Origin of the sequence: Collinsella aerofaciens (assembly GCF_025289055.1) — a bacterium.
In the GTDB taxonomy this organism is placed as follows: Bacteria; Actinomycetota; Coriobacteriia; order Coriobacteriales; family Coriobacteriaceae; genus Collinsella.
Genome location: NZ_JAESIQ010000034.1, coordinates 1 through 14,989, shown reverse-complemented (window position 1 = coordinate 14,989; position 14,989 = coordinate 1). Strand labels below are relative to the sequence as shown.

General features: G+C 59.5%; 12 protein-coding genes. 1 reads left to right on the top strand and 11 read right to left on the bottom strand.

What is annotated here, in order from left to right; genetic code table 11:
• Positions 1 to 241: 241 nt before the first annotated feature.
• From JMJ97_RS09215 to JMJ97_RS09170, 10 genes are all read right to left on the bottom strand, one after another.
• Positions 242 to 709 carry a YfcE family phosphodiesterase gene (locus JMJ97_RS09215; protein ID WP_022094114.1) on the bottom strand — a complete coding sequence of 156 codons (468 nt, stop codon included), beginning with the start codon at positions 707 to 709 and terminating at the stop codon, positions 242 to 244.
• A 95-nt stretch (positions 710 to 804) separates the two neighbouring features.
• Positions 805 to 1,521: a LytR/AlgR family response regulator transcription factor gene (locus tag JMJ97_RS09210; protein ID WP_006235156.1), complete on the bottom strand. Its 717-nt coding sequence runs from the start codon at positions 1,519 to 1,521 to the stop codon at positions 805 to 807.
• 72 nt (positions 1,522 to 1,593) lie between these two features.
• Entirely contained in the window at positions 1,594 to 2,937 is a 1,344-nt protein-coding gene (locus tag JMJ97_RS09205; protein WP_055310084.1) for a histidine kinase, read from the bottom strand.
• Positions 2,934 to 4,121 (bottom strand): glycosyltransferase, encoded by a 1,188-nt coding sequence (locus tag JMJ97_RS09200; protein WP_152067295.1) that lies wholly within the window; start codon positions 4,119 to 4,121, stop codon positions 2,934 to 2,936. The genes JMJ97_RS09205 and JMJ97_RS09200 overlap by 4 nt, the downstream gene beginning before the upstream one ends.
• 171 nt (positions 4,122 to 4,292) lie before the next feature.
• A complete protein-coding gene (locus JMJ97_RS09195) occupies positions 4,293 to 5,552 on the bottom strand; it encodes an MFS transporter (RefSeq protein WP_260700067.1) in 1,260 nt (419 codons plus the stop codon).
• Positions 5,553 to 5,653: 101 nt separating this feature from the next.
• Positions 5,654 to 6,598 (bottom strand): zinc dependent phospholipase C family protein, encoded by a 945-nt coding sequence (locus tag JMJ97_RS09190; protein WP_260700066.1) that lies wholly within the window; start codon positions 6,596 to 6,598, stop codon positions 5,654 to 5,656.
• 92 nt (positions 6,599 to 6,690) lie between these two features.
• A complete protein-coding gene (locus tag JMJ97_RS09185) occupies positions 6,691 to 7,425 on the bottom strand; it encodes a LytR/AlgR family response regulator transcription factor (RefSeq protein ID WP_260700065.1) in 735 nt (244 codons plus the stop codon).
• 38 nt (positions 7,426 to 7,463) lie between these two features.
• Positions 7,464 to 8,849, bottom strand: a complete 1,386-nt coding sequence (locus JMJ97_RS09180; protein WP_260700064.1) for a sensor histidine kinase — start codon at positions 8,847 to 8,849, stop codon at positions 7,464 to 7,466.
• Between the two features lie 117 nt (positions 8,850 to 8,966).
• Complete coding sequence (locus tag JMJ97_RS09175) at positions 8,967 to 10,244, bottom strand: metal-dependent hydrolase family protein (protein WP_260700063.1); 1,278 nt, start codon at positions 10,242 to 10,244, stop codon at positions 8,967 to 8,969.
• Between the two features lie 131 nt (positions 10,245 to 10,375).
• The gene (locus tag JMJ97_RS09170) at positions 10,376 to 11,827 is read right to left on the bottom strand and encodes an APC family permease (RefSeq protein ID WP_260700062.1); all 1,452 of its coding nucleotides are present in this window, start codon (positions 11,825 to 11,827) and stop codon (positions 10,376 to 10,378) included.
• Between the two features lie 564 nt (positions 11,828 to 12,391).
• Here JMJ97_RS09170 and JMJ97_RS09165 point away from each other — a divergent pair.
• Complete coding sequence (locus tag JMJ97_RS09165) at positions 12,392 to 13,222, top strand: C39 family peptidase (protein ID WP_260700061.1); 831 nt, start codon at positions 12,392 to 12,394, stop codon at positions 13,220 to 13,222.
• Between the two features lie 134 nt (positions 13,223 to 13,356).
• Here JMJ97_RS09165 and arcC read toward each other — a convergent pair whose 3' ends face one another.
• Complete coding sequence (gene arcC / locus JMJ97_RS09160) at positions 13,357 to 14,319, bottom strand: carbamate kinase (RefSeq protein WP_260700059.1); 963 nt, start codon at positions 14,317 to 14,319, stop codon at positions 13,357 to 13,359.
• Between the last annotated feature and the right edge of the window lie 670 nt (positions 14,320 to 14,989).

Below are 14,989 nucleotides of genomic sequence, written 5' to 3'. Positions count from 1 at the left end.
GACGGAAAGCACATTAAGTGCTTTCCTTTGCGTGCGGAACTCGCGACAAACTTAACCCCCGCCCTCAGCCCCGGAAGCCCTCCCTGCCGTCACATTATTCAACCAGTTTTGCGGGCGTGCGCCGCTGCGCGGCTAGCCCGCGTGCTCCTCGGCGGGGTTGGTCTGATTGTTTTTGTTGAAGCTCTGCCTTTGGCTCAAATGGAAACGGGGGACGCATTTGCATCCCCCGTTTTTGTTGTGGTTACTCTAGATCAATAAATTTGGTGCTTATGATCTTGCCGTCTTTTACTAGCATTCTGGCCATGGTGGGGCCTCGGGTGCCTCTGGGGTAGCTAGCGCTGCCCGGGTTGAGGACTAAACAACGGCCCACTTGGGCTTCTTTGGTTACGTGGGTGTGACCATTGATGGCTACGTCTACGGATCCCACCGGAAGGTCTTCGCGGTAGTGGGCTACGGCGAATTTGAGGCCTTCGTAGGTAAAGAGCGCAAGACGGTCTACATCGGGACCGTAGTCGCGGTAGTAATCGTTGTTGCCCAGTACGGCCCGCACGGGGGCGATGGTGCATAGGTGCTCGTAGTCCATCTCTGACGTGAGATCGCCGGCGTGAATGATCAGGTCTGCGCCCTCAAGCTCATCCAAGAGCGCAGGCGATAAATAGCCGTGGGTGTCCGAGATGATGTCGATGCGCTTGGCGCTTGCGCTGTTCATGGGATCCCTTCCGCAAAAAACGATTCGGCAGATACATACAAAAAAGCCCCACGGCTCCGCAGACGATGGGTCTACAGGGCTGCGGGGCCAGTGTGCTAGAGACTCAGAGCCTTCTTGAGCGGCACGACGCGGCGGCGCGAAACCGGCACGCGTTCGTCGACGCCCGTAATGCCCAGCTGGATGGCACCCGAGGGCACCGTCTCCACATCCGTGACGCACGCCAAGTTGACGATATAGCGGCGGTGAACACGGAAGAAGCCAAAGTCGCAGAGCTTGGCCTCAAACTGCGCCAGCGAGGTCGTCGACAAAAAGCGATCATCGACGGTATAGATGCAGGAGTAATCGTCCTTGGCCATGATAAAGCGAATATCGTCCACGGGAATGAGCACCTTGCGGCCGCCCTTTTCCACCGGGATACGCTCGATGGTCACCTTGCTGTCCGTAACCGGCTTGGCGCGTTGCATGACCTTCTCGATCGCGCGATCCAAGCGAGCTTCTTCGACCGGCTTCATCAGATAATCGACGGCATCCACGTCGAATGCCTCGACCGCATGGTCACTATACGCAGTCACAAACACGATCGCCGGCGGATTTTTGAGCTTATGCAGCGCCTCGGCAAGTTGCAGGCCCGAGGCACCGGGCATCGAGATATCGAGAAACACGACATCCACGCGACTTTCCATAAGCATCTCGATGGCGGAGCGGACGCTCGACGCCTCCGTGATCGTGCCGATCTTGCCCGTTTGCTCGAGCAGGAAGCGAAGCTCCGAGCGAGCCGGCGCCTCATCATCCACAATCATCGCACGCAGCATAGGGATAAAACCTTTCGTCAACTAACTACGCCGGGCATCCGTCGCATGACGTTGAGCCCGTAGCCCTTTATTTTACTCTTGAATGTCAAAGATGCTCTCTGACAAATCAAGATGAAGGAGCACTTTGGTGCCCTTGCCCGGCGCCGATTCGACACGCGTATAGGAGTGCGGCCCATAAAAGCGATGGATGCGCTCCGAAATATTGTGCATGGCCACACCGGCGCCGCCACCCTGGGGAGAGCTGGCGTCGGGACGGGCAGAGCGCTCGTCAAACAGTCTGGCGGCGGTACCCTCATCCATGCCCACGCCATTATCGGCCACGGCAATCAAGATTGCATCCTCGCCGTCTTGGTGAACGGTCACGTCGATCCTCAGGGCGTCGTCATCGCCCATACCATGACGTACGGCGTTCTCGACAATCGGCTGGATCACGAACGCCGGCACCAGCGTATCTTCCACGTCCTCGGACACATCGAACGTCGCAAGCACGCGGTCCTCGCCAAAGCGGGCCTTCTCAAAGGTAAGGTAGCGCTTGGTCTGTGCAACCTCGCGCGAGACCGGAATAAGCGATCCCGAGTTGTCGAGCGTGGCACGATAAAACGATGAGAACTCACGAAGCAGTTCGCGGGCCCGCAGCGGGTCGGTGCGCGTAAACGATGCAATGGTGTTCAGCGTGTTGAACAGGAAGTGCGGGTTAATCTGCGCCTGCAGCGCACGCACCTCGGCGCGCGCTGTGAGTTCCTTTTGCACCTCGAGCTCGTGGATGGCGAGCTGCGTGGACAAGATCTCGGCAAAGCCCGAGGCAAGCGCGTACTGGGTACGGTCGACGGCGCGCGGGGTCTTGTAGTAGAACTTGAGCGTGCCGACGGTACGATCGCCCACCTTGATGGGGGCGATAATGCCGGCGGGGACTTGGTTGTGCGAGCCATCCGAGCCCACGACATCCACCATACGGTTGAACGACTGCACGATGCCATGTTCGATAACGTAGCGTGTGGCAAGCGTGTGGATGGGAGAATCTGGCAGTAGTTTTTCCTCAAACTCGCCCGCGCAGGCCAACACGTTGCCCTCGTCGGTGATGGCCACCGTCATGGCGCGCGTCTCGGGCAAAATGCGCCGGCACACCAAACGCGCCGACTCCTGCGTCAGACCGCCCTTAATGTCCTCGAGCATGGCCGAGGCCACCGAGAGCGTCTCCTCGGTGTACTGGGAGCGCACCGAATCGGGATTGAGCGTCAAAAAGATAAAGATGCACAGAAAGATGCACAGCAGCGCGCAGGCAATCACCGTGGCGATCGGCTCGATACCGGTCACCAAGGCAAAAATAAAGTACACCAGCACGCAAATGGCGCAGGCAACGGCAATGATGCGAAAGATTGATATTGAACTATCGCGCTGGGCGCGGCGGTCGATCATTCGGCCCCCTCCAGGATACTGATCAGTTGTGCGTCACGCCAAAGCCCGTCCATGATCTTGGGCCAAAAGCTCTGGAAACGCAGGTAGCTTGCGGCGTTTTGGCGCGCGTAGGTCTTGGCCTCGTCAATACCGTGGCGCCAGATGCGCAGGTAGCCCTCATGCTCGCGGGTAAACACGCTGCGGACCATAGCGGTCTTGCGCACGCGGTCGTCGAGCTCGCGCGAAATCCACGGGCCCGGGTAGGGCATGAGCGATGCCGCCGTAACGGGAATGAGCTCCTTTTGATGCGCGGCGAATGTCAACTTTGCCCTTTCGTAGTACCAACGGTATACATCCTGCATAAAGCGCGGTGAGCGCTTTTCGGACTCCGGAGGCAGATGACGCACGGTCCACTCGTTATCGAACCACACGTCGTAGCCAAACATGCGCATGTTAAAGAGGTAATCCAAGTCCTCGCCGCGGGTGATAAACGGGTCAAAGGCTACACGCGTAAAGGCGCGGGCGTGCAGGGCCATCAGGCCGCCGCACACGTAGTTGGAGCGCGAGATGCGGGTGCCCGAGAGCGCCTTTTTCATCCAACGGTTGAACTCGATGCGCTTGGTCCACCAACGATGGCAGATGCCCGCCTTGTCCGTGGGAGCCAGCGGCGAGCCGTCGCGATCGTAGAAATAGCCGCTCTTGACCAAGATCGGCAAGCCCTGACGTGTCTGCTGCCCCAACGCATAGGTCGCGCGCTTCATAAAGTCGGCGTCGATGACAGTCTCATCGTCATCCAAAAAGATAACCGCGTCATGCCCCAGCACAGCGGCACAGGCTAGCCCCATGTTGCGGATGGCACCGTAGCCTCGCAGGCTCACGCACTCGCCCGAACCCTTGGGCGCGATCTGAGCAACCCGGTCTGCAATGCGCGAGGCCTGGGTGTTGGTGACAACGGTGACCTTGAGCGTGGGATGCGCGTCGACAATCTCGTGCACGCGCAGCGACACATCGGCTGTGGCAGAAACGGGACAGACCACCAAAAGGATGATGCGCGGGATGTCACGTACCTGCTCAAGCGAGGCCAGGCAGCGGTCGAGTTCGGGATTGTCGGCGTTGAGTCGCGTCGAATGGTCATAGGTGCCAGGGGCGTTTGCGCAAGCGTCATCGCCCGCCCAATACGTTGGAATCACGACTGTGGCGTTCATGCCTTACCCTCCCTGCAACACAAAAACGGGACGCCGCCAAACACAGGCGACGCCCCGCGACCTAGCTGATTCCATCATACCCACTTGGGCAAATCATTGCTCGCAAGTCGCAATGTTTATTGCGGATAACCCCAAAAGAGTACCGTGGACAGGCACAATAGCCGCTCGCTCCTATGCGGCATGCTCTGCCGCCCGAGTCATGCGGGACAGGCGGACCAGCAGCATAAAGCCAACGACCAGCAGCACGCCAATGGAAAGGACGCCCAGCGACGGGTTGCCGGTCAGCGAGGTGACGACCGACACCAGGAAGGTGCCCATAACGCTTGCATAACGACCAAAGATGTCAAAGAAGCCGTAGTACTCGTTGGATTTTTCCTTGGGGATAATGCGGCCAAAGTAGCTACGGCTGAGCGCCTGCACGCCGCCCTGGAACAGGCCGACCATAATGGCAAGCACCCAAAACTCAAAGGCGGTCTTTAGGAAGAACGCGGCGAACAGCACAATGCCCATATAGGCGGCGACTGCCACCAAGATCATGTTGAGCGTGCCCACGCGGCCGGCGAGCTTGCCGTAGATGATGGCGGACGGAAAGGCCACGAACTGCGTAACGAGCAGCGCCAGGACCAACTGGGTCGAATCGATGCCCAAGGCCGATCCGTAGCTGGTTGCCATGGAAATGACCGTGTGCACACCGTCGATATAGAAGAAGAACGCGATCATGTAGACCAGCACGGTCTTGTTGTGGGCGATCTCGCGCATGGTGTGTCCGACCTCGGAGAACACACCGCCCACGATGTGGCCGATGGTGTCCTCGGGACCGCGCTCGCGACCGTACTTTTGCTTATAGGTGCGAATGAGCGGCAGAGTAAAGATGAGCCACCAGGCACCAGTGATGATAAACGACAGACGCGTTGCCAGCATGGTGGGGACGCCAAGAGCGGGGCCGCCCATGATGAGCGCCAGGCAGATGACGAACGGCACGGTGGAACCGATGTAGCCCCAGGCATAGCCCGAGCTGGACACGGCGTCCATGCGCTCGTCGGTGGTAATGTCGGGCAGCATGGCGTCGTAGAACGTCATAGAAGAGTTAAGGCCGATGGTGCACAGCACGTACACGGTCAAAAATGCCATGGCGGACATTGGGATAGCCTGCGCCAGGCAAAGCACCAGGCCCGTGAGGAAGAAGCCCAAGAAGAACTTGATCTTGTTGCCGGCGTAGTCGGCAAGCGCGCCCAGAACGGGCATGAGCATGGCGATGACCAGCGAGGCGATCGTCTGCGCATTGCCCCAAGCGACCACCAGGTCGGCCGAGGAAGCGCCGGTATTGATGGCGTTAAAGTAAATGGGCACCACCGAGGTATTGAGCAGCACAAGGGCCGAATTGCCCACATCATACATAACCCAGTTACGCTCGAGCTTGGTGTATTTCATGGACAGGGACCCTTCGTATTCGCCCGATATGCAGTTAGTTCATCGTACCCCAATTGTCCAGAACCGCCGGTAAGGATTCGGCAAAGGGGCACGCACGGGCCCTATTCCTCGCGGTCGAACTCCTCATCGGCTTCGAGCACGCGACCGCTGTAGTTGACGTGACTGGTCACGGCATCCATGTCACCGGTCTCGATAAAACGTGCGACCGTGCACTCGTAATCGACCAGCGCGCGATCAAAGACCTCGGGGAAACTCTCGTTCGAGACCTCGTCGGTAAAGGGATTCTTCCATGTCAGATGGCCCAGGTTGCCGGTGCGCTCGGGCAGCTCCGTCGTCACGCGATGGGCAAGGCCATCGAGCAGCGAGTAGTCGTGCACCAAGCCCTCAACCAGCGAGATCGCGCGCGTCTTTGCGGAGCCGGCCGGCTCAATCGCGCGGTAAAGGCGCTGCATATTGGCAACGGCAGCACCGTACTCCCCCGCCGGAATGTCAATGCCGTACACGCGTCCGGCAACATAGCTCATCAGCACGCCGGCCACGCGATTGATGCGATCGGTGGTGACGATCTCGCCCGCCGGCGGGTAATCGTCGACCGTAGCGCCGGCGCGTTTAAGCTGCAGCATCAGTACATCCAGGTCGCTCTCGATCACGGCATGAACCTGACTGCTCGAATCCTCAAGCTCTGAATCGGACTCCACGATGCCAAACTGCTGCTCATAGACAAAAGGATGGGCGTTGCGGTCGAGCACGTAATGAGACAGCAGGCCCAGCGCAAAGGCGCGACCCAAGCTGGCGTCGCGCGGCAGCAGATGCGACACGCCGTCGCGCAGGCACGCGAACTGGCGAGACATGCGCGACCGATGCATGACCTGCGCCAGCAGCGTGCAGTCGGAAACACGCGGTGTCAGAATGTGAAAGAAAAACGGGTCGGGGCCTTGGTTGCCCAAGATAAAGGCAATGCGCTCTTCATCGGACGTGATGACGCCCTGCGGAAGACGGTCGATGCTTTCCTCGCCAAACAGATGATGGGTGATAAGCGCGGGCATAATGATCCTTTCGATTTCATTCGATGCCACCCATTATGCCCACCGCGCGCCCATGCCAAACCTGCGATGGTAAACGACGGCACGCAGACCGTCTACGCAAGCCCCAAGTGTGCTTTAACCTCGGCAGCGCGACGGCGGGACACGGGCACCGTCGAGGTTACGCGATCGAGCCTGAGCTCCATAAGACCCGTGGAACCGATCTCGACATTGTGCACGTCTTCCAAATTGACCAGATAGCTGCGGTGGACACGGATAAAGCCCTCGGGGGCCAGGCGCCGCTCGAGCGAGGAAATCGACTCATTGATCAGGTATGTTCCCTCGGCGCAGATGGCGTTGCAAAAATCGGCGCGCGCCTCAAAGTAGCAGACGTCTGCGGCGGGAATGAACACCTTTTTGCCCCCGCGGTCCACCGTCAGACGCAAAGGCTGGCGCGGAGCATGGATAACACGACGGGCACCCAAGGCTGCCTCGATCTTGTCGAGTGCCTTTGACAGGCGTGCGTCCTCGACCGGCTTGACGACATAGTCGACCGCATCGAGGTTATACGCATCAGCGGCAAATTCGGCAAACGCCGTCACAAACACAACCACCGGCGGCGTCTTTAGGTTCTGCAGCGTCTCGGCAAGCTCAATTCCCGAACGACCGGGCATGGTAATGTCTAAAAACAACACGTCGGGCTTGTTCGACAGAATCGACTCCACGGCTTCGGTGACATTGCCCGCCTCGGCAATCTGACCCACACGCGTATCCTTTTCCAACAGATAGCGTAGCTCAGCCCTAATGGGAGGCTCGTCATCAACCACCAAGATGTTCCAGCCTTCGGACATATGTGCTTCCCCTCTTTTTCTCTCAATCCAACCGCGTGCTACGCCGTCAACGGCGCCGGCTCATGCGGCTCGCCGTTCAGCTCGACGATGACCTGCGTTCCCACGCCCTCCTGGGACTTCACGCGCATGCCGGAATCTTCTCCGTAAAAGAAATGGATGCGCTGAAGCACGTTGAAGAGCGCCAGGCCGCAACCTCGCTTGACGGAGCCGTCGGCGGTAATGCTCTCGGGCTCCTCCAGGCGATGTTGCTCAAACAGATGCGCGCAGACCTCTTCGCTCATACCGATGCCATCGTCCTCGACGATGATCTCCAAACCGTCATCGGTCTCGAAAGCCCTAACACGAATAGAAAGCGGCTCGGTCTCGCGCTGCGCGTGCTTGATGCAGTTTTCGAGCAACGGCTGCAAGATAAACGGCGGCACCAGGCTGTCGCGCACCTCAAAGTCGATGTCGACCGAAACGCGCAGACGACCGTCACCATACCGGGCCTGCATAAGATTGATATAACGAGTGCCCTGTTCCACCTCGTGCTCGAGCGTGGTGAGCGTATCGGAATCAGAAAGCGTCTGACGATAGTAGTTGGAAAAGTCGATCAGCAGCGATCGCGCCTTGTCGGGCTCGGTTCGAACGAGCGACACGATCGTGCTAATGGTATTGAATAGAAAATGCGGGTCGACCTGCGACTGCAGGGCGCGAAGCTCAACGCGGGCCGTGAGCTCGTCTTGGCGCTCGAGCTCAAAGCTGGCGAGCTGCGTGGAAATGAGGTCGGCAAAACCCGAGGCAAGGGCCGTCTGGCGCATATCGATGCTGCTCAGGCGGGGGTAATACAGCTCGAGTGTGCCCACACAATGCCCGCGCACGGTAAGCGGCGCGACAATGCCGGCGCGCAGGCGGGGAAAATAGCCGCCCGTCTCATTGGAGGCGTCACGCGAAAACACGCTCTGTTCGCCGGACTCGATCACGTTGAGCGTGGTCTTGAGCACGACCGGAGTGCCGGCAGGGCACTTTGCCGAGTCCTCGCCCCAGCTTGCCAGCACCTGCTTGCCGTCGGTAAAACAGATGGCAGAGGCGATGGTCTCGGACAGGATGATTTTAGAGGCGCCCAGGGCCGCTTCGGGCGTAAGGCCGCGCGACGTGTAGGCGAATATTTTTGATGCGATGGCAAGCGTACGGTCGGTTGCGCTCGATGTGAGGTCATCGGGGACCACAAAGACATACGAGAAGAAGAAGCACAGCATGACCATGCCGGCAATGACCACGACGCCCGGAACGGGATTGGGATTATCGGTTAAATCCCAGATAAGCAGCAGGATAAGCGCCGGAACGACAACACCGAGCAGGATGGCCTGGACCACATGTTGGGCCGTACGAAAGACCTTGGTAGAGTTGTAGCTCTTGCCCAGAATCAGCCTGTTTAAATCCACCGTCATCCCCTTTTATCTATCGCACCCATAGCAATAAAGAGGGCCGCAAGCGACCCTCTCCATTGCATTATGCAATCAAAAGCTGTGTTTTACATCCAGCCATCGACAAACGGTATCTTAGGCGCTGTATTTGTTGGCCTCGCCAAAGGTGCCAGCCTCGACGATCCAGCCGCCCTTCATGATGACGTCCATGTTGTCGGTGTTGAGCACGTGGATGTCGGCGGCGACGTCACCGTTGACGACCAGCAGATCGGCACACTTGCCGGCCTCGATGGAACCGGTCTCGTCCTCGATATGGCACATCTTGGCACCGTTGAGGGTGGCGCAGGTAATGGTCTCGACCGGGGTGAAGCCGATCTTGTCGACGAACTCGTACATCTCCTCGATGGAGCAGGTGCCGTACGGGGTGACGAAGGAGAAGGAGTCGGAGCCGATCGTCATGACGACGCCGCGCTTCTTGGCCTCGCGCAGGCAGTCGTAGTTGCGCTGCAGCTCCTTCTCGACCAGGGTGCCCTCGTACTTGTCGTGCAGCTCGGGGACGTAGACGGGCGGATAGGTGGCGTACCAGGTGGGCAGGAAGGCGATCGTCGGGGTGAAGAAGGTGCCCTGCTCGGCCATGAGGTCCATGGTGCGCTCATCGATATCGAAGCCGTGAATCAGCTGCTCGCAGCCAAAGCGGACGGAATCGTAGGCAGCGGCATGGTTGTTGTAGCAGTGGCTCCACACGGGGATGCCGACCATCTTGGCCTCTTCGACCACGGCCTGAATCTCCTCGGAGCAATAGTGCTGGTCGCGACCGGAGTCCCAGCGCCAGATGCCGCCACCGGTAGCCCAGATCTTGATGGCATCGGGGTTCTCGCGCAGGCGACGGCGGACGGCCTTGCGCAGATCCCAAGGACCGTCGACCTGGTCGCCCCAGGGATGGGATTCCTTGTTGAGCTCCTGGGTGCAGTGGTGGGAGTCACCGTGACCGGCAACGCGGCAGAAGCCGAGGCCGGTGGCCAGAACGCGCGGGCCCTTAAAGACGCCCTTGTCGATGCAGTCACGGATCTGGATACCAAAGCGGCCGATCTCGCAGACGGTGGTGAGGCCGTGGGTGAGGCAGTCGTAGGCCTGCTTGACGGCGACGGCCTGCTTCTCGAGGAGCGGCTGCATGACCCAATCGGTGTCATCGTCGGTCAGGTTGCCCGAGAAGTGCAGGTGAGTGTCGATCAGGCCGGGAAGGACGGTCTTGCCGGCGGCGTCGATAACCTCAATGCCCTCGGGAAGGTCCTGCATAACACCGGCGTACTCGATCTTGCCGTTGTCGTCGACGAGAACGAGGGAGTTCTCGACCGGCTCGGCGCCGGTACCGTCGATGAGCTTACCGCCAACGATTGCATACTTAGTGGACATGGTTCCTCCTTATGGATCCATATAGTGGGCGAGGCCGTGTTGGGTTAAGGCCTCACAAAGCTACCCAAGTGGTGCCGGGTTCGGTGCGCGGGAGAGAGGATTCCGCGCACCCGATCCGCCCCGGCTAGGCGTTACTTTTTGCGGGAATTGGTGAAAGCCATGAGGGCCAGGCCAATAGCCAACCAACCGATCACGATGCTCCACTCCACCATGTTGAGGGAGGCGGGAGAGAACGGAATCACGAGCAGGCCGATGATGATGGCGCAGGCAGCGATAGCGAGGCCGATGCCAAACTTGCCGCCGGGCACCTCGTAGGGACGAGGCAGGTCGGGCTCGGTGAAGCGCATGCGCAGGCAGGCGAGGGCGACCATACCGCAGGAGAAGATGAAGGCGAGAGCCGACACGTTGGTCAGAGGGATGAGCATGTTCTTGCCCAGGAACGGACCGATGACGGTGATGACGCCCAGAACGACGCAGGCGAGCTTGGGAGCGCCGGACTTGGGGTCGACCTCGGCGAACTTCTCGGGCAGCTGGCCCTTGCGGCCCATGGCAAGCATGATGCGGCTCGTGGCGCCGTAGAAGGAATTCATCGGGCCCATGGGTCCAAGCGTGGCGATGACGAGCATGGCCAGGTACAGAAGCATGTTGATGCCCTTGAGGCAGGCAAGCGCGGGAACCGGGCTCTTAACAAACTCATGCCAGTCGAGAATGGTGCCGAACGAGTAGATGCAGACCATGTAGAAGCCGCCGGCGGCCAGCAGAGCCAGGGAGATGATCTTGCCGAACTTGTTCCAGTTGAGGCCCTCGGCTGCTTCCTCAGCCTGCTGAGGAATGGTGTCGAAACCGGCGTAGAAGAACGGGGTCAGAACCAGGACCGACACGATGCCGGCGAACAGGCTGGTGCCCTCGGTAGCGGCCTTACCGCCGCCAGCGCCGGTGACCTGGGAGAACACGGGCATGGCGTTGTCCGGCGAGCCGGTGAACAGCGAGACGCCCATGGCGAGCAGCATGCCGCAGAGCAGAGCCTTGGTCAGGAAGGCCTGGAGCTTGGCGGCCGAGCTGGCACCGCGGAAGTTGAGGAAGATGACGTAGGCTGCGAAGCCGAGCGCGATCAGCGTCGGGAACAGGTAAACGTCGGCGCCCAGGATGGTGTAGAGCTTAACGGCGCGCAGCCACTCAAGACCGGGCAGGCTGCCGAACATCTCGGACACGAGGGTCGAAATGGCGATGGCCTCCCACGGGCACAGGATGCCGTTGCCCAGGGCCAAAAGCCAACCGGTGATGTAGCTCAGCGTACGGCCAAAGCTACGATCGACATACTCGACGATGCCGCCCGAGATGGGGATAGCAGCCGTGAGCTCACCGAAAACAGCTCCGACGGGCACGAGGAAGATTGCACCCAAGAGGAATGCGATCATAGCGGGAACGGGACCGCCGCCCACGACCATCCAGTCGCCGACCTGCAGAACCCAACCGGTACCGATGATGGCACCGAAACCGATGGTGAAGAAGTTCCAGAGCGAAAGCGTTTTCTTCATGCCGCCGTTATCCTCGACTGCAACTTCTGCGTTCTTGTCCGCCATTGTTCCCCTCCTTTCCTTTTTGACGCCCCTTGACGTCACCCCTTGCGCGGTCTGTTTTGCCGCGCTCTTTTATTTCGTGGCTTTAAGATACGGCCTTGGCGCAGCAGCTCCGCTTGTAGCTCGACCGAAGGCAGAACTGCAAAACGAGCGGCGCCGTTTTTGGGACGAACGGCACGGTTTGCCGCTCATTGTTGCCGCCCGTCCGACGGGCGTACGCTCATCGGACGCATATAGAGATGTTTTTGAGGCCGTGTGTTTTGCGCCTTTCGTACCGTTTACCGAGCTTTTGACGCGCGGACCCATTTGTTGCACATCTTTTTTGTAGGATAGACAGGTTATATATGAGACAAGGCGGTACGAATGGCATACGGATACAACGACGGTGATCAACGGCGACAAAGCGTTCGCCTTGCTGGCCGTACCACGCCGACGCCCAGAAGTGCCACGAGCAGCAATCCGCAACGCCCTCAAGAGCAACCCAGACCTTCGTCTCGGCAGCAGACAAGCAGAACACGGCAGAGCGGCCGTCCGAGTACGGCCACAAGCGCGCAGCAAGATAGCCGCTTGGGCGCGCGCACTCGACAGCGTCAGGCCGAGGTTCCGCAACTGCGCCGCAACGGCGCACGTCAGCCCGGCATCCATATCAACCGCTTCTTTTCGCATCCCCAAGGCGGACGCGACGGCAAGCCTTACCGCTCGACATCGTACGTGAATGCCCCCGCCCTGTCAGCTCGTCGACTTCGCCTCGCACTGTGCTCTATCCTCACCTGTCTGGTCTTTGTGCTTATGAGCTCCTGTATCTCCCACGGCTCGGCCGGCCTCGATCCAACCGCCGAGGATAAGCTGCTCAAGGCCCCGGTCGCGCCCGGCTATTCGTTTGCGTTTTCGACCCCGCGTGCGCAGTGGCAAGCCGGCACCATGCCCCACATCTATCAGATTGACCCGGCATGGTCGGAGCTACCCTACGCCGGCGGTACCATCCGTCAAAATGCCTGCGGCCCTACCTGCCTTACCATGGTCTACATCTATAAGACCGGTCACACCGATATGACGCCGGTCGATATGTGCGCTCTTTCCGAGGCGGGCAACTATGCCCCCACCGGTGCCACCGAGTGGTCGTTTATGACGAGCGGCGCATGGCAGCTGGGCCTTAACGGAACTGAGCTCCATATCGATCGCAGCTCCATCACCCAGGCGCTGCGCTCGGGCGCGCCCATCATCGCATCGGTTCGTCCCGGCACCTTTACCAGCGTTGGACACTATATCGTGCTCTGGGGCATCGACGATGCCGATCAAGTGGGAGTCTACGACCCCAACTCGCAAAGCCGCAGTGCCCGCCGCTGGGGCGTCGTAGAAGTCCTCAACGAAATCGAAGCCATGTGGGCCTACTACTAGTCATTTAAGAACGTCCCCAATGACTAGGTGAATAGCAAAAGCCCCGCAGTCGGAGCGGACTGCGGGGCTCATGAAGAGAGGCTAGTTTGTGGGCGCTTTGCCTGGCGCCCACGAGAGATGCAGCAGAGTAGAGACTACTCGTGGATGCGGGTACCGGAGAGGCCGGCCATGGTCTCGGCGGCCTTGTCCAGAGCGCCGATGATGCAGGTGCGGCCCTTGCGGGAACGGGCGAACTTGATGGCAGCGCGGACCTTGGGCTCCATGGAACCCTTGCCGAACTGACCCTCATCGGCCAGACGCTCGGCCTCGTCGGCGGTGAGCTCCTCGAGCTCCTCCTGGTTGGGCTTGCCAAAGTTGATGGCGACATGCTCAACGGCGGTCAACAGGAACAGAACGTCGGCATCGCAGTCCTCGGCCAGCAGCTCGCCGCCCAGGTCCTTGTCGATGACAGCGGGAACGCCCTTGTAGCAGCCCTTGTTCTCGTAGTCGCGGACGACGGGGATGCCGCCGCCACCGCAGGCGATGACGATGAACTCGTTGTCGAGCAGGTTGAGGATGGAGTCAGCCTCGACGATCTTCTTGGGATCGGGGGAAGCGACGACGCGACGCCAGCCGCGGCCGGAATCCTCGACGAAGACCTTGGAGGGATCCTCGGCCATGAACTCCTTGGCCTGCTCCTCGGTATAGAAGGGGCCGATCGGCTTAGTCGGGTTCTTGAACGCGGGATCATCCGGGTCGCACTCGATCTGGGTGACGACGGTGGCGGCGTGCCAACGCTTATAGCGCTTGTGCATCTCGCGGCCGATGCCCTGCTGCAGGTGATAACCAATGTAGCCCTGGGACATGGCGCCGCACTCGGGCAGCGGCATCTCGGGGGTGCCGATGGCGTCGTGGGCAGCGGCGAAGGCGTTCTGGATCATGCCGACCTGCGGGCCGTTGCCGTGGGTGATGATGATCTCGTTACCCTGCTCGATCAGGCCGAGAAGAGCGTGAGCGGTGTTGCTCACGGCCTCGATCTGCTCAACGGGGTTGTTGCCGAGGGCGTTGCCGCCAAGGGCGACGACAATACGATCGGGCTTGCCAAGAGGCTTAGACATTGCTGGAATCCTTTCTGTAAAAGGCCTACAACCCATTAATAACCCGTGTCCGTGCGATACACGAGTTTATTAAGGTTTATATTCCTGTTATCCCTTATTTTATTCATTTTGAAAACAGTTGAACGGTGAACGGTCATTTTTACCCGCTCAGCGTAAAGAAGCCCAGCTTAGGCATATCTACGCCATTTACGTGCGACTTTATTTTAATAGAGCAGGGATTCGACCAGATTATGCAAACTATATCTCTGCTAAACACAAAACAGACAGCGTAATATCTTACTCGCACTATACGAGATTCTATGCATTAATAAGACGAGTATGCACCCCTGCAAAAACATGGGGCTTTTCATTCAGCATAAGGAATAAAGATGAGCTCCAAAAAGGCAACCAGCCCCAAAGCACGGGGATAGAAGGCAACAACAACCAAAACCTCCATCCATCCCCAAAGCGGCGCGAGGTTTCGCGGCAAAGCCGCGAAACAGCGAAGGGGACAAAAGGCCCCCACAACCACGTCCTTCATCAGCCCACACAATCCGAGGACGTAGTCGTAGCAGGATCTGAGGGCTGACCTTCGCGGACACTCCGCAGGACGAAAGAACCCCCGCCGCACGTAGTGTGAACTGCCTCCCATTTCTTGGACATGAGAAATGGGAGGCTTTTTATGCGTGTC

Excerpts from the sequence above, each read along its gene's own strand:
- arcC (WP_260700059.1), bottom strand. The coding sequence starts at position 14,319 with ATGTCTAAGCCTCTTGGCAAGCCCGATCGTATTGTCGTCGCCCTTGGC.
- JMJ97_RS09185 (WP_260700065.1), bottom strand. The coding sequence starts at position 7,425 with ATGTCCGAAGGCTGGAACATCTTGGTGGTTGATGACGAGCCTCCCATT.
- JMJ97_RS09195 (WP_260700067.1), bottom strand. The coding sequence starts at position 5,552 with ATGAAATACACCAAGCTCGAGCGTAACTGGGTTATGTATGATGTGGGC.
- JMJ97_RS09170 (WP_260700062.1), bottom strand. The coding sequence starts at position 11,827 with ATGGCGGACAAGAACGCAGAAGTTGCAGTCGAGGATAACGGCGGCATG.
- JMJ97_RS09190 (WP_260700066.1), bottom strand. The coding sequence starts at position 6,598 with ATGCCCGCGCTTATCACCCATCATCTGTTTGGCGAGGAAAGCATCGAC.
- JMJ97_RS09200 (WP_152067295.1), bottom strand. The coding sequence starts at position 4,121 with ATGAACGCCACAGTCGTGATTCCAACGTATTGGGCGGGCGATGACGCT.
- JMJ97_RS09215 (WP_022094114.1), bottom strand. The coding sequence starts at position 709 with ATGAACAGCGCAAGCGCCAAGCGCATCGACATCATCTCGGACACCCAC.
- JMJ97_RS09205 (WP_055310084.1), bottom strand. The coding sequence starts at position 2,937 with ATGATCGACCGCCGCGCCCAGCGCGATAGTTCAATATCAATCTTTCGC.
- JMJ97_RS09210 (WP_006235156.1), bottom strand. The coding sequence starts at position 1,521 with ATGCTGCGTGCGATGATTGTGGATGATGAGGCGCCGGCTCGCTCGGAG.
- JMJ97_RS09175 (WP_260700063.1), bottom strand. The coding sequence starts at position 10,244 with ATGTCCACTAAGTATGCAATCGTTGGCGGTAAGCTCATCGACGGTACC.